General features: G+C 41.8%; 25 protein-coding genes. All 25 read right to left on the bottom strand.

What is annotated here, in order from left to right; genetic code table 11:
* Positions 1 to 537 carry a 50S ribosomal protein L6 gene (gene rplF / locus BFU02S_RS03055; protein WP_066366386.1) on the bottom strand — a complete coding sequence of 179 codons (537 nt, stop codon included), beginning with the start codon at positions 535 to 537 and terminating at the stop codon, positions 1 to 3.
* Between the two features lie 31 nt (positions 538 to 568).
* On the bottom strand, positions 569 to 967 hold the full coding sequence (rpsH, locus tag BFU02S_RS03050) for a 30S ribosomal protein S8 (RefSeq protein ID WP_066366384.1): 399 nt from the start codon (positions 965 to 967) through the stop codon (positions 569 to 571).
* Positions 968 to 998: 31 nt separating this feature from the next.
* Entirely contained in the window at positions 999 to 1,184 is a 186-nt protein-coding gene (gene rpsN / locus BFU02S_RS03045; RefSeq protein WP_066366377.1) for a 30S ribosomal protein S14, read from the bottom strand.
* Between the two features lie 24 nt (positions 1,185 to 1,208).
* The gene (gene rplE / locus BFU02S_RS03040) at positions 1,209 to 1,748 is read right to left on the bottom strand and encodes a 50S ribosomal protein L5 (protein WP_066366374.1); all 540 of its coding nucleotides are present in this window, start codon (positions 1,746 to 1,748) and stop codon (positions 1,209 to 1,211) included.
* Positions 1,749 to 1,774: 26 nt separating this feature from the next.
* Positions 1,775 to 2,083: a 50S ribosomal protein L24 gene (gene rplX / locus BFU02S_RS03035; protein WP_066366372.1), complete on the bottom strand. Its 309-nt coding sequence runs from the start codon at positions 2,081 to 2,083 to the stop codon at positions 1,775 to 1,777.
* Positions 2,084 to 2,120: 37 nt separating this feature from the next.
* A complete protein-coding gene (gene rplN, locus BFU02S_RS03030; RefSeq protein ID WP_066366369.1) occupies positions 2,121 to 2,489 on the bottom strand; it encodes a 50S ribosomal protein L14 in 369 nt (122 codons plus the stop codon).
* A 40-nt stretch (positions 2,490 to 2,529) separates the two neighbouring features.
* Positions 2,530 to 2,793, bottom strand: a complete 264-nt coding sequence (rpsQ, locus tag BFU02S_RS03025; protein WP_003348607.1) for a 30S ribosomal protein S17 — start codon at positions 2,791 to 2,793, stop codon at positions 2,530 to 2,532.
* A gap of 24 nt (positions 2,794 to 2,817) precedes the next feature.
* A complete protein-coding gene (rpmC, locus tag BFU02S_RS03020) occupies positions 2,818 to 3,018 on the bottom strand; it encodes a 50S ribosomal protein L29 (RefSeq protein WP_066366366.1) in 201 nt (66 codons plus the stop codon).
* Positions 3,008 to 3,442: a 50S ribosomal protein L16 gene (rplP, locus tag BFU02S_RS03015; protein WP_066366364.1), complete on the bottom strand. Its 435-nt coding sequence runs from the start codon at positions 3,440 to 3,442 to the stop codon at positions 3,008 to 3,010. Before rplP ends, rpmC begins: the two co-directional genes overlap by 11 nt.
* 1 nt (position 3,443) lies before the next feature.
* Positions 3,444 to 4,100 carry a 30S ribosomal protein S3 gene (gene rpsC / locus BFU02S_RS03010; protein WP_066366361.1) on the bottom strand — a complete coding sequence of 219 codons (657 nt, stop codon included), beginning with the start codon at positions 4,098 to 4,100 and terminating at the stop codon, positions 3,444 to 3,446.
* Between the two features lie 3 nt (positions 4,101 to 4,103).
* Positions 4,104 to 4,445: a 50S ribosomal protein L22 gene (gene rplV, locus BFU02S_RS03005; RefSeq protein WP_066366356.1), complete on the bottom strand. Its 342-nt coding sequence runs from the start codon at positions 4,443 to 4,445 to the stop codon at positions 4,104 to 4,106.
* Positions 4,446 to 4,462: 17 nt separating this feature from the next.
* Positions 4,463 to 4,741, bottom strand: coding sequence for a 30S ribosomal protein S19 (rpsS, locus tag BFU02S_RS03000; protein ID WP_066366354.1), 279 nt, complete (start codon positions 4,739 to 4,741; stop codon positions 4,463 to 4,465).
* Between the two features lie 60 nt (positions 4,742 to 4,801).
* Positions 4,802 to 5,632 (bottom strand): 50S ribosomal protein L2, encoded by an 831-nt coding sequence (gene rplB / locus BFU02S_RS02995; protein ID WP_066366351.1) that lies wholly within the window; start codon positions 5,630 to 5,632, stop codon positions 4,802 to 4,804.
* Positions 5,633 to 5,661: 29 nt separating this feature from the next.
* On the bottom strand, positions 5,662 to 5,946 hold the full coding sequence (gene rplW / locus BFU02S_RS02990; protein WP_066366349.1) for a 50S ribosomal protein L23: 285 nt from the start codon (positions 5,944 to 5,946) through the stop codon (positions 5,662 to 5,664).
* The gene (gene rplD, locus BFU02S_RS02985) at positions 5,946 to 6,569 is read right to left on the bottom strand and encodes a 50S ribosomal protein L4 (RefSeq protein ID WP_066366344.1); all 624 of its coding nucleotides are present in this window, start codon (positions 6,567 to 6,569) and stop codon (positions 5,946 to 5,948) included. The genes rplW and rplD overlap by 1 nt, the downstream gene beginning before the upstream one ends.
* Positions 6,570 to 6,598: 29 nt before the next feature.
* Entirely contained in the window at positions 6,599 to 7,225 is a 627-nt protein-coding gene (gene rplC, locus BFU02S_RS02980; RefSeq protein WP_066366340.1) for a 50S ribosomal protein L3, read from the bottom strand.
* A 40-nt stretch (positions 7,226 to 7,265) separates the two neighbouring features.
* Positions 7,266 to 7,574 (bottom strand): 30S ribosomal protein S10, encoded by a 309-nt coding sequence (gene rpsJ / locus BFU02S_RS02975; protein ID WP_007085291.1) that lies wholly within the window; start codon positions 7,572 to 7,574, stop codon positions 7,266 to 7,268.
* Positions 7,575 to 7,937: 363 nt separating this feature from the next.
* Positions 7,938 to 9,125, bottom strand: coding sequence for an elongation factor Tu (tuf, locus tag BFU02S_RS02970; RefSeq protein WP_066366338.1), 1,188 nt, complete (start codon positions 9,123 to 9,125; stop codon positions 7,938 to 7,940).
* Between the two features lie 129 nt (positions 9,126 to 9,254).
* A complete protein-coding gene (gene fusA, locus BFU02S_RS02965) occupies positions 9,255 to 11,336 on the bottom strand; it encodes an elongation factor G (RefSeq protein ID WP_066366336.1) in 2,082 nt (693 codons plus the stop codon).
* A gap of 48 nt (positions 11,337 to 11,384) precedes the next feature.
* A complete protein-coding gene (gene rpsG / locus BFU02S_RS02960) occupies positions 11,385 to 11,855 on the bottom strand; it encodes a 30S ribosomal protein S7 (protein ID WP_066366334.1) in 471 nt (156 codons plus the stop codon).
* A gap of 40 nt (positions 11,856 to 11,895) precedes the next feature.
* The gene (rpsL, locus tag BFU02S_RS02955; RefSeq protein ID WP_066366332.1) at positions 11,896 to 12,318 is read right to left on the bottom strand and encodes a 30S ribosomal protein S12; all 423 of its coding nucleotides are present in this window, start codon (positions 12,316 to 12,318) and stop codon (positions 11,896 to 11,898) included.
* A 104-nt stretch (positions 12,319 to 12,422) separates the two neighbouring features.
* Positions 12,423 to 12,671: a 50S ribosomal protein L7ae-like protein gene (locus BFU02S_RS02950; protein ID WP_066366321.1), complete on the bottom strand. Its 249-nt coding sequence runs from the start codon at positions 12,669 to 12,671 to the stop codon at positions 12,423 to 12,425.
* A 137-nt stretch (positions 12,672 to 12,808) separates the two neighbouring features.
* On the bottom strand, positions 12,809 to 16,408 hold the full coding sequence (gene rpoC / locus BFU02S_RS02945) for a DNA-directed RNA polymerase subunit beta' (RefSeq protein ID WP_066366320.1): 3,600 nt from the start codon (positions 16,406 to 16,408) through the stop codon (positions 12,809 to 12,811).
* Positions 16,409 to 16,447: 39 nt separating this feature from the next.
* Positions 16,448 to 20,008: a DNA-directed RNA polymerase subunit beta gene (gene rpoB / locus BFU02S_RS02940; RefSeq protein WP_066366317.1), complete on the bottom strand. Its 3,561-nt coding sequence runs from the start codon at positions 20,006 to 20,008 to the stop codon at positions 16,448 to 16,450.
* Between the two features lie 244 nt (positions 20,009 to 20,252).
* Complete coding sequence (locus BFU02S_RS02935; protein WP_066366315.1) at positions 20,253 to 20,852, bottom strand: class I SAM-dependent methyltransferase; 600 nt, start codon at positions 20,850 to 20,852, stop codon at positions 20,253 to 20,255.
* Between the last annotated feature and the right edge of the window lie 2 nt (positions 20,853 to 20,854).

Below are 20,854 nucleotides of genomic sequence, written 5' to 3'. Positions count from 1 at the left end.
TTACTTACCTGTTTTACCTTCCTTACGGCGTACATATTCGCCTTCATAACGAATTCCTTTGCCTTTATATGGCTCTGGAGGACGAACATCGCGAATATTAGCTGCTAAAGCGCCGACACGTTCTTTATCAGTACCTTTTACGGTAATTTTTGTATTAGCAGGTACTTCAATTTCAAGACCAGCTTCCGGAACGATTTCCACTGGATGAGAGTAACCAACGTTCAATACAAGTTTGTTACCTTGCTTTTGCGCACGGTATCCGACCCCTATTAGTTCTAATCGTTTTTCAAAGCCTTTCGAAACACCTTCAACCATATTTGCGAGGATCGCACGAGTAGTACCATGTAATGCGCGATGAGCTTTCGCGTCTGAAGGACGAGAGACTGAAATGATATTATCTTCAATTTTAATTTCGATATCTGGATTAAAAGAGCGGGTTAGTTCACCTTTTGGTCCTTTTACCGTAATAGTGTTGTTATGTGCAGTAACCGTTACACCTGCTGGGATTTCAATAGGTTTCTTACCTACACGAGACATTTAGTGCACCTCCATTCATTCAAGAAATAAATTACCAAACGTAAGCTAATACTTCGCCGCCGATTTGTTTTGCACGTGCTTCTTTATCAGTGATAACACCTTGAGATGTTGAAACGAGTGCAATCCCAAGACCGTTTAGTACCTTTGGCACTTCATTTGATTTGGCGTACACGCGAAGGCCGGGTTTGCTTATGCGTTTAAGTCCAGTAATAACACGTTCATTATTTGCACCGTATTTTAGGAAGATACGGATAATACCTTGTTTATTATCATCGATATATTCAACGTCACGGATAAAACCTTCACGCTTTAAGATTTCAGCGATTTGTTTCTTAATATTAGAAGCAGGTACTTCTAATTTTTCGTGACGTACCATGTTCGCATTACGAATACGAGTAAGCATATCTGCAATTGGATCTGTCATGACCATTGATTTTTACCTCCTTCCACAATTCTTTGATTTACCAGCTGGCTTTTTTAACACCAGGAATTTGCCCTTTATATGCTAATTCACGGAAACAAATACGGCAAAGCTTAAATTTGCGGTAAACAGAGTGTGGACGTCCGCAGCGTTCGCAGCGTGTATACTCTTGTACTTTAAATTTAGGCGTGCGTTTTTGTTTCACAATCATTGACTTCTTAGCCACGTTTTCGCCTCCCTTATTTAGCGATTACTTTTGGAATGGCATTCCAAATTGAGTTAAAAGTTCACGAGACTCTTCATCTGTATTAGCAGTCGTTACGATAACAATATCCATACCACGAACTTTGCTTACTTTATCGTAATCAATTTCAGGGAAGATTAATTGTTCTTTAATACCTAAAGTATAGTTACCGCGGCCATCGAAAGCCTTTTTAGAAACGCCACGGAAGTCACGTACACGAGGTAATGATACAGATACTAATTTATCAAGAAACTCGTACATACGCTCACCGCGAAGTGTAACCTTTGCACCGATTGGCATACCTTCACGAAGACGGAATCCTGCAATTGATTTTTTCGCACGTGTTACAACAGGTCTTTGACCAGTAATTAATGCAAGCTCTTCTACTGCATTGTCTAAAGCTTTTGCATTTTGCACTGCGTCACCGACACCCATGTTTACTACGATTTTTTCGATTTTTGGTACTTGCATTACAGATTTATAGTTGAACTTGCTCATAAGAGCAGGAGTAATTTCTTTTACATATTTCTCTTTTAGGCGGTTCATTTATTGTACCTCCCTTCTTCTATAAACTATTTATCTAAAATTTCACCGGATTTTGCTACGCGTACTTTTTTGCCATCAACTACTTTGTACCCTACACGAGTTGGGTTGCCAGTTTTCGGGTCGATTGGCATTACATTTGATACATGAATTGGAGCTTCAAAGCTGATAATGCCACCTTGTGGGTTTGCTTGTGAAGGTTTTGAGTGTTTTTTCACAATATTGACACCCTCTACAAGAACACGGCTCTCTTTAGGATAAGCAGCCAGGATCACACCTGTTTTGCCTTTATCCTTACCAGAGATGACTCTTACTTTATCACCTTTTTTAACATGCATCCTAAAAGCACCTCCTTAAAAGGTAATTAATTTATATTTACAGTACTTCTGGAGCCAGAGAAACAATTTTCATGAAGTTGTTATCACGAAGTTCGCGGGCAACTGGTCCAAAGATACGAGTTCCACGCGGGCTCTTATCTTCCTTAATAATGACACATGCATTTTCATCAAAACGAATGTATGAACCATCAGGACGGCGAACACCGCTTTTCGTACGAACGACAACTGCTTTTACAACATCGCCTTTTTTAACAACGCCGCCTGGTGTTGCTTGTTTTACTGTACAAACGATGATATCGCCAATATTAGCAGTCTTACGGCCGGAACCTCCAAGAACTTTAATCGTAAGTACTTCACGAGCACCAGAGTTGTCAGCAACTTTTAAACGTGTTTCTTGTTGAATCACATCACGTACCTCCCTTCGGATTCAAGGTGTATCCGAACAATTAAATAATTACGGCTTTTTCTACTACTTCTACTAAACGGAAACGTTTCGTAGCGGAAAGTGGGCGAGTTTCCATAATACGTACGATATCGCCAACTTTTGCTTGGTTTTGCTCATCATGAGCTTTAAATTTTTTAGAGTACTTAACGCGTTTACCATAAAGGGGATGCTTTTTGTATGTTTCGACAAGAACGGTAATGGTTTTATCCATTTTGTCAGAAACAACGCGTCCAGTGTAAACCTTGCGTTGGTTTCGTTCACTCATAATCGCGAACCTCCTCTCGAATCTTTACTTGTTAACGCTGATTTCCCTCTCACGAATCACAGTTTTCATGCGAGCGATTGACTTGCGTACTTCACGAATACGAGCAGTGTTTTCAAGCTGTCCAGTCGCCAATTGAAAGCGCAGGTTGAATAATTCTTCTTTTAAAGACTTTACTTTTTGTTCAATTTCAGCAGTGGTAAGTTCACGAATTTCATTAGCCTTCATTTGATTCACCACCAATTTCTTCACGTTTTACAAACTTGCACTTTACAGGCAGTTTGTGTGATGCCAGACGAAGAGCTTCACGAGCGATTTCTTCTGATACACCGGCAACTTCAAACATAATTTTCCCAGGCTTTACTACAGCTACCCAACCTTCAGGTGCACCTTTACCGGAACCCATCCGCACTTCAAGAGGCTTTGCTGTGTATGGCTTATGAGGGAAAATTTTAATCCAAACTTTACCGCCACGTTTCATGTAACGAGTCATTGCAATACGGGCAGCTTCGATTTGACGGTTGGTGATCCATGAAGCTTCTAATGCTTGTAGACCAAATTCACCAAATGTTACTTCAGTGCCGCCTTTCGCGTTACCACGCATTTTACCGCGGTGCTGGCGACGGAATTTTACGCGTTTTGGCAATAACATATTATTTGCCTCCTTCCTCAGTTTTCTTCTTAGCAGGAAGGACCTCTCCACGATAGATCCATACTTTTACACCAAGTTTACCATAAGTAGTGTCAGCTTCAGCTGTTGCGTAATCGATATCAGCGCGAAGTGTATGAAGTGGAACTGTCCCTTCGCTGTAGTGTTCCGAACGAGCGATATCTGCACCGCCTAGACGGCCTGATACCATTGTTTTGATACCTTTAGCGCCTGCACGCATTGCACGTTGAATGGCTTGTTTTTGTGCACGGCGGAATGATACACGGTTTTCTAACTGACGGGCGATATTTTCCGCAACTAATTTTGCATCGATATCAGCTTTTTTAATTTCAAGAATGTTAATGTGAACTCGCTTGCCAGTAAGTTGGTTTAAAGCTTTACGAAGTGCTTCAACTTCTGTACCGCCTTTACCAATAACCATACCTGGCTTCGCTGTATGGATGGTAACATTCACACGGTTTGCAGCACGTTCGATTTCTACTTTAGATACAGAGGCATCTTTAAGACGCTTTGTAATGTATTCACGAACTTTAATGTCTTCGTGTAAAAGATCAGCATAGTCTTTGCCTGCGTACCATTTGGATTCCCAATCACGGATGATTCCGATACGCAAACCGACTGGATTTACTTTTTGACCCACAGTTTATCCCTCCTTCTTCTCTGATAAAACAATTGTAATGTGGCTGGTACGTTTATTAATTTGGCTTGCGCGACCCATAGCACGTGGGCGGAAACGTTTCAAAGTTGGACCTTCATCAACGAAGGCTTGCGCAACGACCAGGTTATTAACGTCCATTTCATAATTATGCTCAGCGTTTGCCATAGCAGATTTTAATACTTTTTCAACGATTGGAGAAGCAGCCTTTGGCGTGTGCATTAAAATCGCAACCGCTTCACCAACTTGCTTTCCTCGAATTAAATCAACGACTAATCGCGCTTTACGAGGAGCAATACGAACTGTTCTTGCAACAGCTTTAGCTTGCATTAGGATGCCCTCCTCTCTTAACGTCTTGTTTTCTTATCATCACTAGCATGGCCTTTATAAGTACGTGTTGGAGCAAATTCTCCAAGTTTGTGGCCTACCATGTCTTCCGTAATATAGACTGGCACATGTTTACGACCATCATAAACGGCGATCGTATGACCAATAAATTGTGGAAAGATCGTAGAACGACGAGACCAAGTTTTAATTACTTGTTTGTTATCCGTTTCATTTAACTTTTCGACCTTTTTCATTAAGTGATCATCGACAAACGGTCCTTTTTTCAAGCTGCGACCCATACAGGAACCTCCCTTCGTGATTGTTCTACGGTTCTATCTTTGAACCGTAGTTCAATCCCGTTATTTTTTACGACGACGTACGATGAATTTATCTGATTTGTTTTTCTTCTTACGAGTTTTGTAGCCAAGTGTTGGTTTGCCCCAAGGACTCATTGGTGATTTACGTCCGATCGGTGCACGTCCTTCACCACCACCATGTGGGTGATCGTTCGGGTTCATAACAGATCCACGAACAGTTGGGCGCTTGCCTAACCAGCGGGAACGTCCAGCTTTACCAATGTTGATCAGTTCATGCTGTTCATTTCCAACTTGACCGATTGATGCACGGCATTCAGAAAGAATCATACGAACTTCACCAGAAGTTAAACGGACAAGAACGTATTTACCTTCTTTACCAAGAACTTGTGCAGAAGTACCGGCAGAACGAACCAATTGGCCGCCTTTACCAGGTTTTAATTCGATGTTGTGTACAACTGTACCAACTGGAATGTTGGCAAGTGGTAATGCGTTACCGATCTTAATGTCAGCTTCTGGACCTGACATAATTTCCATGCCAACTTCAAGATTTTTAGGCGCTAGAATATAGCGTTTTTCACCATCTACATAATTGATTAACGCAATGTTTGCAGAACGGTTTGGATCATATTCGATTGTGGCAACGCGTCCTGGAATGCCATCTTTGTTACGTTTAAAGTCAATTAAACGATATTGACGCTTATGACCGCCACCTTGATGACGAACAGTTAACTTACCTTGATTGTTACGGCCGCCCTTTTTCTTTAATGGAGCTAAAAGTGACTTTTCTGGTGTGCTAGTTGTGATTTCTGCGAAATCAGATACTGTCATACCACGACGGCCATTGGAGGTAGGTTTATACTTTTTAATCGCCATTTCATTTCCCTCCTCTTCGTGTTAGGTTCTTATGATTCAAAGATTTCAATTTCTTTGCTGTCTTCCGTAAGTTTCACAATTGCTTTACGGCGTTTATTTGTATAACCGCCAAATTTACCCATACGTTTGAATTTACCTTTGTAGTTCATGATGTTTACTTTTTCAACTTTCACGCCAAAGATTTCTTCAATCGCATCTTTAACTTGAGTTTTATTAGCTTTCACATCAACATCAAAGGTATATTTCTTTTCAGCCATTAAGTCAGTAGAACGTTCAGTGATAACGGGGCGCTTAATGATATCGCGAGCATCCATTATGCAAGCACCTCCTCTACTTTTTCAACTGCTGCTTTAGTCATGATCAATTTATCATGATTCACAACGTCTAATACGTTGATTCCATCAGCAGTTACAACTGTGACACCAGGAATGTTGCGGGCTGAAAGTGCTACATTTTCATCCAGGCCAGCAGTTACAATAAGTGCTTTTTTCTCTACAGATAGACCGTTTAATACAGCTTTGAATTCTTTTGTTTTTGGAGCTTCAAATGTTAGATTTTCAAGAACTAACATATTTTCTTCCATTACTTTTGAAGACAATGCTGATTTAATTGCTAAACGACGAACTTTTTTCGGCAATTTATAGCTGTAGCTGCGTGGTTGTGGACCGAACACTGTACCGCCTCCACGCCATTGTGGTGAACGGATGGAACCTTGGCGAGCACGGCCTGTTCCTTTTTGGCGCCATGGTTTTTTTCCACCGCCACTCACTTCAGAACGATTTTTCACTTTATGAGTCCCTTGACGTAAGGAAGCTCTTTGCATAATGATCGCATCAAATAAAACATTTTGGTTTGGTTCAATACCAAATACGGAGTCGTTAAGTTCGATATCGCCAACTTTTGTTCCGTTTTGGTTATATAATGATACTTTCGGCATTCCTATGTTCCTCCTTTCTTACGAAGTAATTATGCTTTTATTGCACCTTTAATTTTTAATAAAGATTTTTTCGCACCTGGAACATTACCTTTAATTAAAAGCAGGTTGCGTTCTACATCTACTTTCACAATTTCAAGATTTTGTACCGTTACTTGTTCTCCACCCATACGGCCAGGCAGTTCTTTTGATTTAAATACACGGTTTGGTGCAATGGCACCCATTGAACCTGGTCGACGATGATAACGAGAACCGTGAGCCATAGGGCCTCTGGATTGTCCGTGGCGTTTAATTGCACCTTGGAATCCTTTTCCTTTTGAGATTCCTGTTACATCTACTAGATCGCCTGCGGCGAAAATATCAACTTTGACTTCTTGACCAACTTCAAAGCCTGCTAAGTCATCTCCGCGGAATTCGCGAATGAAGCGCTTAGGAGCAGTATTTGCTTTATTTACATGACCCTTTTCAGGTTTGTTAGCTAACTTTTCGCGTTTATCTACAAAACCTAGCTGGACAGCTTCATAGCCGTCGTTTTCAACTGTTTTCTTTTGAAGAACAACGTTTGGAGTTACCTCAACAACAGTCACGGGAATTAAGTTGCCGTTTTCTGCAAATACTTGAGTCATACCAATCTTTCTTCCTAAGATTCCTTTGGTCATTTCAGTCACACCTCCTAATTTTCTTTGCTTTTATTTTAGATTAAAGTTTAATTTCAATATCTACACCAGATGGTAAATCTAATCTCATCAGTGCATCAACTGTTTGTGGAGTTGGATTCACGATGTCGATTAAACGCTTGTGTGTACGCATTTCAAATTGCTCACGAGAATCTTTATACTTGTGAACCGCGCGAAGGATTGTATAAACTGATTTTTCAGTTGGAAGCGGAATCGGACCGGATACTGCTGCACCAGACCGTTTTGCTGTTTCAACAATCTTTTCTGCAGATTGATCAAGGATTCTGTGATCATATGCTTTTAAGCGGATACGAATTTTTTGTTTTGCCATTATTTTCCCTCCTTTATTCGCCTATTTTCAAAATAGACATACTCTGTGGAAATCTCCTAACACACGCGCCATGGCAAAGCGGCCGGGTGTGTCAGCAACCTCCCACATCATCGCAGTCAAAGACCAACATCGTCTATTATACACAAAACATAACGCAAACGCAACATTTTTCTTACTCATGCCGTTATGTTTATCACACTTTTATTATTATAGCGGCCTAAAATCCATTTTTCAATAGCAATTGGAAACCACCAAGAATCTCCAACAGCAGTAATTGAATTCTCTAGGTTTATATATAGAAGAAATTAATATCTTCATAAAAAAACAGATGGATCGTCACCCATCTGTTTTTTTATAGATTGATTATTGAATAACAGTAGTGATAGAACCTGAACCTACTGTACGGCCACCTTCGCGAATTGAAAACTTAGTTCCTTCTTCGATCGCTACTGGAGCAATAAGTTCAACTGTCATTTCTGTGTTATCGCCAGGCATTACCATTTCAGTACCTTCAGGAAGAGTAATGATACCAGTGATATCAGATGTACGGAAATAGAATTGTGGACGATAGTTAGAGAAGAATGGAGTATGACGTCCACCCTCTTCTTTAGAAAGAACGTATACTTGTGCTTTAAACTTAGTGTGTGGAGTGATTGACTTCGGTTTAGCCAATACTTGTCCACGCTCTACTTCTTCACGAGCTACACCACGAAGAAGGGCACCGATGTTGTCACCTGCTTCTGCGAAGTCAAGAAGCTTACGGAACATTTCAACACCAGTTACAGTTGTTGATTTAGGCTCTTCTGTGAAACCAACGATTTCAACAACGTCACCAACTTTAACTACACCGCGCTCAACACGGCCAGTAGCAACTGTACCACGGCCAGTGATTGAGAATACGTCTTCAACTGGCATCATAAATGGCTTATCAGTGTCACGAGTTGGAGTTGGAATATACTCATCAACAGCGTTCATAAGTTCAACGATTTTTTCTTCCCAAGCTGCGTCACCTTCAAGAGCTTTAAGAGCAGAACCTTTGATGATCGGAATATCGTCACCAGGGAAGTCATATTCTGATAATAGGTCACGAACTTCCATTTCAACTAATTCTAATAATTCTTCGTCATCAACCATGTCGCATTTGTTTAAGAATACAACGATGTAAGGTACACCTACTTGACGAGAAAGAAGAATGTGCTCACGAGTTTGTGGCATTGGGCCGTCAGCAGCAGATACTACAAGGATCGCACCGTCCATTTGTGCAGCACCAGTGATCATGTTTTTAACATAGTCAGCGTGTCCTGGGCAGTCAACGTGTGCATAGTGGCGTGCATCTGTCTCATACTCAACGTGTGCAGTAGAAATTGTAATACCACGTTCTCTTTCTTCTGGAGCACCATCGATTTGGTCATATGCTTTTGCTTCTGCTTTACCTTGTTTTGCAAGTACAGAAGTGATTGCAGCAGTTAAAGTAGTTTTACCATGGTCAACGTGACCAATTGTACCAACGTTAACGTGTGGCTTAGAACGATCGAATTTAGCTTTTGCCATTTTAAAATATCCTCCTTTGGATTAAAAGGTTAAGTATATATTTAAGCGGAAACTGTTAGACGTCAAGGCGCCTTTAACAGTTTCCATTCTTACATAAGTAGTTATACTTTAAAGAATGGTGAAAATCAATTATTCACCTTTATTTTTTTTGATAATTTCATCAGAAATGGATTTTGGTACTTCTTCATAGTGATCGAAGTGCATAGTGAATACACCGCGACCTTGGGTGCTTGAACGAAGTGCTGTAGCATAGCCAAACATTTCTGATAGCGGCACCATAGCGCGAACAACCTGGGCATTACCGCGAGCTTCCATACCTTCAACACGTCCGCGGCGTGCTGTAATTTGTCCCATAATATCGCCAAGATATTCTTCAGGAATAACTACTTCCACCCGCATAACCGGTTCAAGAAGAACAGGTTGACATTTTGCTGCTGCTGCCTTTAGTGCTAGAGATGCGGCAATCTTAAACGCCATTTCAGAGGAGTCGACATCGTGGTATGAACCATCAAATAGTTTCGCCTTAATATCAACCATTGGATATCCGGCAAGAACCCCACGTTCCATAGCATCTTTTAAACCGGCTTCAACTGCTGGGATGTATTCACGTGGAACAACACCACCGACAATTGCATTTTCAAATTCGAAGCCTTTACCTTCTTCGTTAGGCGAGAATTCAATCCAAACATCACCGTATTGTCCGCGTCCACCGGATTGACGAGCAAACTTACCTTGAACTTGAGCAGATGTACGGAACGTTTCGCGATAGGCAACCTGCGGTGCACCAACGTTTGCTTCAACCTTGAATTCGCGGCGCATACGGTCAACGATGATATCAAGGTGAAGTTCACCCATACCAGCGATGATCGTTTGACCTGTTTCCGGATCTGTGTGAGCACGGAATGTCGGATCTTCTTCCTGTAGTTTTTGTAATGCAGTTGACATTTTGTCTTGGTCTGCTTTTGATTTTGGTTCAACAGATAACTGAATAACCGGTTCAGGGAACTGCATAGACTCTAAGATCACGAGGTTTTTGTCATCACATAGAGTATCGCCGGTAGTTGTATCTTTTAAACCTACTGCTGCTGCAATATCACCGGCATAAACCTTTGAGATTTCTTGACGGTGGTTTGCGTGCATCTGTAAGATACGACCAATACGTTCACGTTTACCTTTAGTGGAGTTTTGAACATATGAACCTGACTCTAAAGTACCAGAGTAAACGCGGAAGAATGTCAATTTACCAACATAAGGGTCTGTCATTACCTTAAATGCAAGTGCTGCAAACGGCTGATCGTCACTGGAATGACGTTCTACGATTTCCTCTTCATCACCTGGTACATGACCTTTAATGGAAGGTACATCTAGTGGTGATGGAAGATAATCGATTACAGCATCGAGCATCAATTGAACACCTTTGTTTTTGAAGGCAGAACCGCAAAGTACTGGATAGAATTCGACATTAACGGTCCCTTTACGGATGGCAGCTTTCAACTCTTCATTTGTAATTTCTTCGCCGCCAAGGTATTTTTCCATCAATTCTTCATCAAGTTCAGCGACTGCTTCAATTAACTTTTCACGGTATTCTTCAGCTTGAGCCTGATACTCTTCAGGAATTTCTTTCACTTCGATATCTGTTCCAAGATCATTTGTATAGAAATAAGCTTTCATTTCTACTAAATCAATGATAGCTTGGAATTGATCTTCAGCACCTATTGGTAGCTGAATTGGATGAGCATTTGCTTGCAGACGTTCATGTAATGTTTTAACAGAATATAAGAAGTCCGCACCAATCTTGTCCATCTTATTAACAAAAACAACCCTTGGTACGCCGTAAGTTGTAGCTTGGCGCCAAACTGTTTCTGTTTGCGGCTCAACACCGGATTGAGCATCGAGTACAGCAACGGCCCCATCCAATACACGAAGAGAGCGTTCAACTTCAACCGTGAAGTCTACGTGTCCTGGAGTGTCGATGATGTTAACACGGTGACCTTTCCATTGTGCAGTTGTTGCAGCAGAGGTGATTGTGATCCCGCGTTCTTGTTCCTGCTCCATCCAGTCCATCTGAGACGCACCCTCGTGAGTTTCACCGATTTTATGGATTTTACCAGTGTAATAAAGGATACGCTCAGTGGTCGTTGTTTTACCGGCATCAATGTGAGCCATGATACCAATATTGCGAGTGTTTTCTAAGGAGAACTCTCTTGCCATTGGGTCTTTCTCCTTCCTAGTATGAAAGTTTTTATTTTGAAGGTTAAATTACCAACGATAGTGTGCAAACGCTTTGTTTGCCTCTGCCATTTTGTGCGTATCTTCACGCTTCTTAACAGATGCACCAGTGTTGTTTGCTGCATCCATGATTTCATTCGCCAAGCGCTCTTCCATTGTTTTTTCACCGCGAAGACGCGCATAGTTTACTAACCAGCGAAGACCAAGAGTTGTACGGCGGTCAGGGCGCACCTCAACAGGAACTTGGTAGTTAGCACCTCCGACACGGCGTGCTCTTACTTCTAGTACTGGCATGATGTTTTTCAATGCTGCTTCGAATACTTCCATTGGCTCTTTACCAGTGCGTTCACGGATAATATCAAATGCTGAGTAAAGAATTGCCTGAGATTTACCTCTTTTACCATCAATCATCATCTTGTTGATTAGACGGGTAACTAATTTTGAATTGTATAGCGGATCTGGTAATACATCTCTTTTCGCTACAGGACCTTTACGTGGCATGCTTTTTCCTCCTTTCAAAGAAGCTTCTATTTAGTATTAATTATTTTTTCGCTGCTTTTGGTTTTTTGGTACCATATTTAGAGCGGCCTTGCATACGGTTGTTTACACCGGCAGTATCAAGTGCACCGCGAACAATGTGGTAACGTACCCCTGGTAAGTCTTTTACACGACCGCCACGAATTAGAACAACGCTGTGTTCTTGAAGGTTGTGGCCAATACCAGGAATGTATGCTGTCACCTCAATACCATTTGTCAAACGTACACGTGCATATTTACGTAACGCTGAGTTTGGTTTCTTAGGAGTCATTGTACCAACACGAGTACATACTCCGCGTTTTTGTGGTGAAGATACATTTGTTTGTGCCTTCTTAAAGCTGTTGTAACCTTTATTTAGCGCAGGGGATTTTGATTTGTCCTCTTTCATTTGACGAGGCTTACGCACTAATTGATTAATTGTAGGCATTTTTTATTTCCTCCCTTCGTTTTTGTTAAGCCCACACATCCAGGTGGTTCATTTTTGGGCAAAAACAAAGTTTTTGCAGACTGTTCGTTCTACAAAAACAGTTTTTAACGGATAATGGCAACAGTTGCAGCACCTACAGCAATTCCACATGCTTTACCCAATTTCTTCATAGAATCCACATGATGGACAGGAATTTCAAGTTCGTTCGCTTTTTCAACTGCACTTGCCGTAAGTTTGGCATCGGCATCATCAGCGATGATCAACTCTTCCACAATTCCCTGGTTTAGTGCTTTTACTGTTTGTTTTGTTCCTATGACAATCTTTTGTGCTTGTAATACTTTTTCATAAGACATGATGATATCCTCCAAAGTATCAGTTGTATAGGAGCACCTTTGATATATTACCATCTTCATAATTCAAAGTCAACAAAACTTTTGTTCTTTTTTTAAAAGCGGTATCTGCATAAGCGCAGATACCGCATCTTATTAAATTACTCTACCGTTACTGTTTCTTCGGAAGTTGTATCACGGAGTACAGGTTCTGCTTTACGATAACGCTGCATTCCTGTTCCGGCTGGTACCAGCTTACCGATGATTACATTTTCTTTTAAGCCGAGTAATTCATCACGCTTACCTTTAATTGCAGCATCGGTAAGAACTCTTGTTGTTTCTTGGAAGGATGCTGCAGACAAGAACGAATCTGTTTCCAACGATGCTTTGGTAATTCCAAGTAAGACCGGACGTCCGGTTGCTGGCATTTTCCCTGATAACAGAGCTTTTTCATTCGCATCTGTAAACTGATGAATATCCAACAATGTACCAGGAAGTACATCTGTTTCTCCTGCATCAACGACACGAATCTTACGCAGCATCTGCCGAACCATCACTTCGACGTGTTTGTCGCCAATCTCTACCCCCTGCATTCGGTATACCTTTTGAACTTCACGCAGCAAGTATTCTTGAACAGACGTAACGTCTTTTACCTTGATTAATTCCTTCGGGTCTATTGAACCTTCTGTAAGCTCTTGCCCCCGTTCAACACGATCACCTACACCCACTTTTAAACGTGCAGTATATGGAGCACTATAAGTACGAGACTCAACTTCACCCTGGATCACAATTTCATGCTGACGGTCACGGCCTTCGTTAATGCCAACCACGACACCGTCGATTTCCGAAATAACGGCTTGCCCTTTAGGGTTACGCGCCTCAAAAATTTCTTGGATACGCGGCAAACCTTGAGTGATATCGTCTCCAGCTACACCGCCTGTGTGGAACGTCCGCATCGTAAGCTGTGTGCCCGGTTCTCCGATTGATTGTGCAGCGATAATCCCAACTGCTTCGCCCACTTCTACCTCTTGGCCAGTTGCCAGGTTGCGGCCGTAGCACTTTTTACATACACCATGACGGGTATTACATGTGAATGCTGAACGGATTTTCACTTCTTCAATACCTGCAGCGACAATAGCGCCGGCAATATCTTCGGTAATCAGCTCATTTTCTTCAACAAGAACTTCATGTGTTTCTGGATGTTTAATTGTGTTTCGAGCATAACGGCCAATTAACCGTTCTTCTAATGACTCAATGATTTCTGTTCCGTCTTTTAATGCACGGATCGTAAACCCGCGGTCCGTTCCGCAATCATCTTCACGTACAATAACATCCTGTGCAACGTCGACGAGTCGGCGGGTTAGGTACCCTGAGTCAGCTGTTTTAAGAGCTGTATCAGCAAGACCTTTACGTGCACCGTGAGTAGAGATAAAGTACTCTAATACGGTCAAGCCTTCACGGAAACTTGATTTAATTGGTAATTCAATAATCCGGCCGGCTGGGTTTGCCATTAGTCCACGCATACCAGCAAGTTGTGTAAAGTTAGATGCGTTACCGCGGGCACCAGAATCACTCATCATAAAAATTGGGTTTGTTTTATTCAAGGATTGCATCAAGCGTCCTTGAATTGTATCCTTCGCCTGGCTCCAAATAGAGATGACACGATCATAACGCTCATCTTCCGTAATAAGACCTCGGCGGAATTGTTTCGTTACATTATCAACTTTTGCTTGTGCTTCTTGCAGAATTTGCTGTTTTTCACCAAGGACAACGATATCGGCTACACCAACTGTAATACCGGCTTTCGTTGAATATTTAAAGCCTAAATCCTTCATGCGGTCCAGCATTTTTGAAGTTTCCGTAATTTTGAAACGCTTGAATACTTCTGCAATGATATTTCCAAGGATTTTCTTTTTAAACGGCTCAACTAATGGCATTGATTTAATTTTCGCCCGTACGTCTTCCCCTTTGGAAACAAAATACTTCTCAGGTGTTTTGACTTCTAAATTGTCTTTTGTCGGTTCATTAATGTAAGGGAATGATTTTGGCAAAATCTCATTAAAGATCAGCTTTCCAACCGTAGTAATTAACAATTGATTATTTTGCTCTTCTGTGAAGGTTTCATTTTGTAATGAACCAGCATGAACAGCAATCCGGGTATGGAAATGAACATAACCGTTCTGATAAGCCAAAAGAGCTTCGTTCGTATCTTTAAAAATCATTCCTTCACCGATCGCGCCTTCTCTTTCTAAAGTTAGATAATAGTTACCCAGTACCATATCCTGTGAAGGAGTAACAACCGGTTTTCCATCTTTAGGGTTCAAAATATTTTGAGCAGCAAGCATTAACAACCGTGCTTCCGCTTGTGCTTCTGATGAAAGAGGAACGTGAACCGCCATTTGGTCGCCGTCAAAGTCCGCATTGTATGCTGTACATACCAGTGGGTGTAGACGGATTGCACGCCCTTCAACAAGCGTTGGTTCAAATGCTTGAATTCCCAATCTGTGCAGCGTAGGCGCACGGTTTAAAAGAACAGGATGTTCTTTAATGACGTCTTCAAGCACATCCCAAACATCAGGCGATACTCTTTCAATTTTCCGCTTTGCCGATTTGATATTGTGTGCCAAACCTTTTTCGACAAGTTCTTTCATTACAAACGGCTTAAATAGCTCAAGCGCCATTTCTTTTGGCAGGCCGCATTGATACATTTTTAAATATGGTCCAACTACAATAACCGAACGGCCAGAATAGTCTACCCGTTTACCAAGCAAGTTTTGGCGGAAACGTCCTTGCTTTCCTTTTAACATATGAGAAAGCGACTTTAACGGACGGTTGCCAGGACCTGTTACCGGACGGCCGCGGCGACCGTTATCAATCAACGCATCAACCGCTTCCTGCAGCATCCGTTTTTCGTTTTGGACAATAATGCTTGGAGCTCCAAGGTCTAATAACCGTTTTAAGCGGTTGTTCCGATTAATCACCCGGCGGTAAAGATCATTTAAGTCTGATGTTGCAAATCTACCGCCGTCCAATTGCACCATTGGACGCAGTTCCGGCGGAATAACCGGAAGTACATCAAGAACCATCCATGACGGCTCATTTCCAGAATTACGGAAGGCCTCCAGTACTTCAAGGCGCTTAATTGCACGGGTGCGGCGCTGGCCTTGTGCAGTCTTTAATTCTTCTTTTAAAATATCCACTTCTTTATCCAAGTCAATATCGGAAAGAAGCTTTTTAATGGCTTCCGCCCCCATAGAAGCTTGGAATTTGTTGCCGTACTTTTCGCGATATGCACGGTATTCCTTCTCAGATAAAAGCTGTTTCTTCTCCAGCGCTGTATCTCCGGATTCCGTTACTACATAGGAGGCAAAGTAAATGATCTCCTCCAATGCACGGGGGGACATGTCTAAAACAAGTCCCATCCGGCTTGGAATTCCTTTAAAATACCAAATATGAGATACGGGAGCTGCCAATTCAATATGTCCCATTCGCTCGCGACGAACTTTCGCACGGGTTACTTCTACTCCACAGCGGTCACAAACGACGCCTTTGTAACGAACACGCTTGTATTTCCCGCAATGACACTCCCAATCTTTAGTCGGTCCGAAAATTCTTTCACAGAATAAACCGTCTTTCTCAGGCTTTAACGTACGATAGTTAATGGTTTCAGGTTTCTTTACTTCTCCATAAGACCACGAGCGGATTTTATCCGGGGAAGCAAGACCAATTTTCATATACTCAAAATTATTAACGTCCAGCAAGGGGCGTACCTCCCTTTCGATCTCCAGGTTTTCCCTTTTCTACTCTTTTGATCCTACTTTTTCAGATTCAAGAGCTTGTGCTTCAGGAACAATATTTAATGTGTCGACTTGCTGTAAATCTTCTTCGTCTTCCAAATCGCGCATTTCAATTTCTTCTTCATCGCCAGAAAGAATCTTTACATCCATACCAAGACTTTGAAGTTCTTTGATTAATACCTTGAACGATTCAGGTACACCTGGTTCTGGTACATTTTCGCCTTTCACAATAGCTTCATATGTTTTCACACGGCCTACAACATCATCTGACTTGACTGTAAGAATTTCTTGAAGAGTGTAAGCTGCACCATAGGCTTCAAGCGCCCAAACCTCCATCTCACCAAATCGTTGGCCGCCAAATTGCGCTTTACCGCCAAGTGGCTGCTGCGTAACAAGTGAGTATGGTCCTGTCGAACGGGCATGCAATTTATCATCAACCATGTGGGCCAATTTAATCATATACATAATCCCAACAGATACACGGTTATCAAATGGTTCACCGGTACGGCCATCGTATAGAACCGTTTTGGCATCGCTGTCCATTCCGGCTTCTTCAATCGTTCCCCAAACGTCTTCTTCACGGGCACCGTCAAATACCGGAGTTGCCACGTGAATCCCTAGTTTCCTTGCGGCCATGCCCAGATGAAGCTCCAACACCTGTCCGATATTCATCCTAGAAGGAACCCCAAGTGGGTTTAACATGATGTCCACAGGTGTGCCATCCGGCAGGAATGGCATATCCTCTTCAGGTAAAATCCTTGAGATTACCCCTTTATTTCCGTGACGTCCAGCCATCTTATCCCCTTGGTGGATCTTCCGTTTCTGGACAATATAAACGCGGACTAACTGGTTTACACCCGGAGGCAGTTCGTCACCATCTTCACGGTTAAATACTTTCACATCGTGAACAATTCCTCCTCCACCATGCGGAACCCTTAGTGAAGTGTCACGAACTTCGCGAGCCTTTTCGCCAAATATCGCGTGAAGAAGCCGTTCTTCCGCAGTAAGCTCTGTTACCCCTTTTGGTGTTACTTTCCCAACAAGCAAGTCACCATCTTTTACTTCGGCACCAATACGGACAATTCCGCGTTCATCCAAATTCTTCAATGCGTCTTCACCGACATTCGGAATATCACGGGTAATTTCTTCCGGTCCAAGTTTCGTATCACGTGACTCGGATTCATATTCTTCAATGTGAATAGAAGTATATACATCGTCTTTTACAAGACGTTCACTCATAATAATCGCATCTTCGTAGTTATAACCGTCCCAGGTCATAAATGCTACAAGTACGTTGCGGCCAAGAGCCAATTCCCCTAGTTCCATGGACGGACCATCGGCGAGAATTTCACCTTTTACTACACGATCTCCAACCTTAACAATCGGACGTTGATTATAGCATGTTCCTTGATTGGAACGAACAAATTTTAACATCCGATATTTATCAAGATCGCCTTTTACTTCTTGGCCGTCTATTTCTTTCACACGGCGTACCCAAATTTCTCGAGCTTCAACATGTTCAACAATCCCATCATGTTTGCAAATAACAGCTGCACCGGAGTCTTTACCGGATACGTGCTCCATACCAGTTCCAACGATCGGCGCTTCCGGCTGCATTAACGGAACAGCCTGGCGCTGCATGTTTGCTCCCATCAAGGCACGGTTAGAGTCATCGTTTTCAAGGAACGGAATACAAGCCGTTGCAGCAGAAACAACCTGTTTCGGCGATACGTCCATATAGTCAACCCTATCGCGTTTTACAACAGTATTCTCACCGCGGAAACGGGCAACAACTTCCTCATCCAGGAACGACCCATCCTCATCGAGCCGTACATTTGCCTGTGCTACAACATAATTATCTTCTTCATCCGCTGTTAAATAGTCAATACGGTTTGTAACCTTTCCGGTATCCGGATCCACCCGGCGGTATGGTGTTTCAATAAAACCAAAGCGATTTACTTTTGCATAAGTGGATAAAGAGTTAATCAAACCAATGTTTGGACCTTCCGGTGTTTCAATTGGACACATCCGGCCATAGTGTGAGTAGTGAACGTCACGAACCTCAAATCCCGCACGTTCGCGTGTTAAACCACCAGGACCCAGTGCAGAAAGCCGCCGCTTATGCGTTAATTCTGCAAGCGGATTGGTTTGATCCATAAATTGAGATAACTGTGAACTTCCAAAAAATTCCTTAATGGAAGCGATGACTGGACGAATATTAATTAATTGCTGAGGAGTAATAGTTGCCGTATCCTGAATGGACATTCTTTCCCGAACAACACGCTCCATCCGCGATAATCCGATTCGGAACTGGTTCTGCAGCAATTCACCAACAGAACGAAGGCGTCTGTTCCCCAAATGATCAATATCGTCCGTATCTCCAACCCCATGAAGCAAGTTAAAGAAATAGCTAATCGATGCAATAATATCAGCAGGTGTAATATTCTTAATCGGTTCTGCTACATAGGCATTTCCCAATACATTGATAACTTTTTCATTTTCATCGCCAGGAGCATAAATTTTAATGCCTTGGAGAATAATTTCTTCTTCCACTACACCGCCGACTGGGTTATAGCTTTTAAAGTTAATATTCTTCTCAAGGGCAGGTAGAATTTTGTCAAGTGTTCTCCTGTCCAAAATCGTTCCTTTTTCAGCAATGATTTCGCCTGTTTCCGGATCAGCAAGTGATTCTGCCAAGCGCTGATTAAACAAGCGATTTTTAATATGAAGCTTTTTATTTATTTTATAGCGCCCTACGCTTGCAAGGTCATAGCGTTTAGGATCGAAAAACCGGGAAATCAGTAAGCTTCTGGCATTTTCAACAGTTGGAGGTTCACCAGGACGAAGACGCTCGTAAATTTCAAGCAATGCTTTATCTATGCCTTCGGTATTATCCTTTTCAAGCGTATTGCGAAGATACTCATTATCCCCAATCAAATCAATGATTTCTTGATCAGAGCCAAATCCGAGCGCACGCAAAAGAACCGTAACAGGAAGTTTTCGAGTACGATCGATTCTGACATAGACAACGTCCTTGGCATCTGTTTCATATTCCAGCCAAGCGCCGCGGTTTGGGATGACTGTAGCTGTAAATCCCTTTTTCCCATTTTTATCAACTTTTCCATTGAAGTAAACGCTTGGACTACGCACTAATTGCGATACGATGACACGTTCAGCACCATTAATCACAAACGTGCCAGTCTCTGTCATCAACGGGAAATCACCCATGAAAACATCTTGATCTTTTACTTCACCTGTTTCTTTATTTACAAGACGTACTTTTACTCGTAATGGTGCAGAATATGTAACATCCCGTTCTTTTGACTCTTCAACAGTATACTTTGGTTCACCGAGGCTGTAATCAATAAATTCCAATGAAAGGTTGCCAGTAAAGTCTTCAATTGGTGAAATATCCTGAAACATTTCACGTAAACCCTCATCAAGAAACCACTGATATGAAGAGGTTTGGATTTCAATTAGATTTGGTAATTCTAAAACTTCACTGATACGTGCGTAACTTCTCCGCTTACGGTGTCGTCCATACTGAACTAGTTGACCTGTCAACTGATTCACCCCTCAAATCAAGCGTTATTTGTGAAAATTTATCTGAAAGAGCAGCAGCCCTTTCCAAAACACAAAAAGAAAAGGGTTTTTTCCAAAAAACCACATTTTCACATTTAGTCTATTATTTTGTCATCATTTCCTTATTATTCCGTTTTTATACAAATGGTAAAGCATTTTTAGGAATAATTCGGTAATTACTATGATGGCATTTTATAATGCTAACACAGACATTTTCTTAAGTCAACTACTTTTTTGCCTTGAAAATAAAATAACCTTTTGCCTTGTTCATTGTTTCTGTATATCCGAATAGTTCTTGAAGTTTTTCAAGTGCCGACGGAGCCCCTTGCTTCTTTTGGATAACCACCCATAGTTCCCCATCCGCCGCAAGATGTTGATGACTTTGTTCAAAAATATCATGGACAATCTTTTTACCTGCACGAATCGGCGGGTTTGTCAGAATGGCGGTAAAATTGGTTTCGGATACATTTAACAAGCGGTCACTTTCATAGATTTTTACATTTTCTATTCCATTTAAAGTAGCATTCTCTTTGGCCAATTCAAGTGCACGTTCGTTCACATCGATCATATGTACCAAACTTTTCGAATAACATTTCGCAACAGATAAGCCAATTGGACCATAACCACAGCCCACATCAAGAATAAGACCTTCTTCTGCTGGAAGTTCAAATGATTCGATTAATAAACTTGAACCGAAATCCACTTCTCGTTTTGAAAAAACACCATTATCCGTTTTAAACCGAAATGACTGGTTTCTTAAGGTGCAATCCCAATATTTCGGGTCACTTTCAACTTTTTGTGTACGGGAATAGTAATGTTCAGACATTA

It is taken from the genome of Neobacillus fumarioli NBRC 102428 (assembly GCF_001591485.1).
GTDB classification, from domain to species: domain Bacteria; phylum Bacillota; class Bacilli; order Bacillales; family Cytobacillaceae; genus Neobacillus; species Neobacillus fumarioli.
Note: the sequence above shows the minus strand (reverse complement) of the source record. Positions and strands in the feature narration are given on the sequence as shown.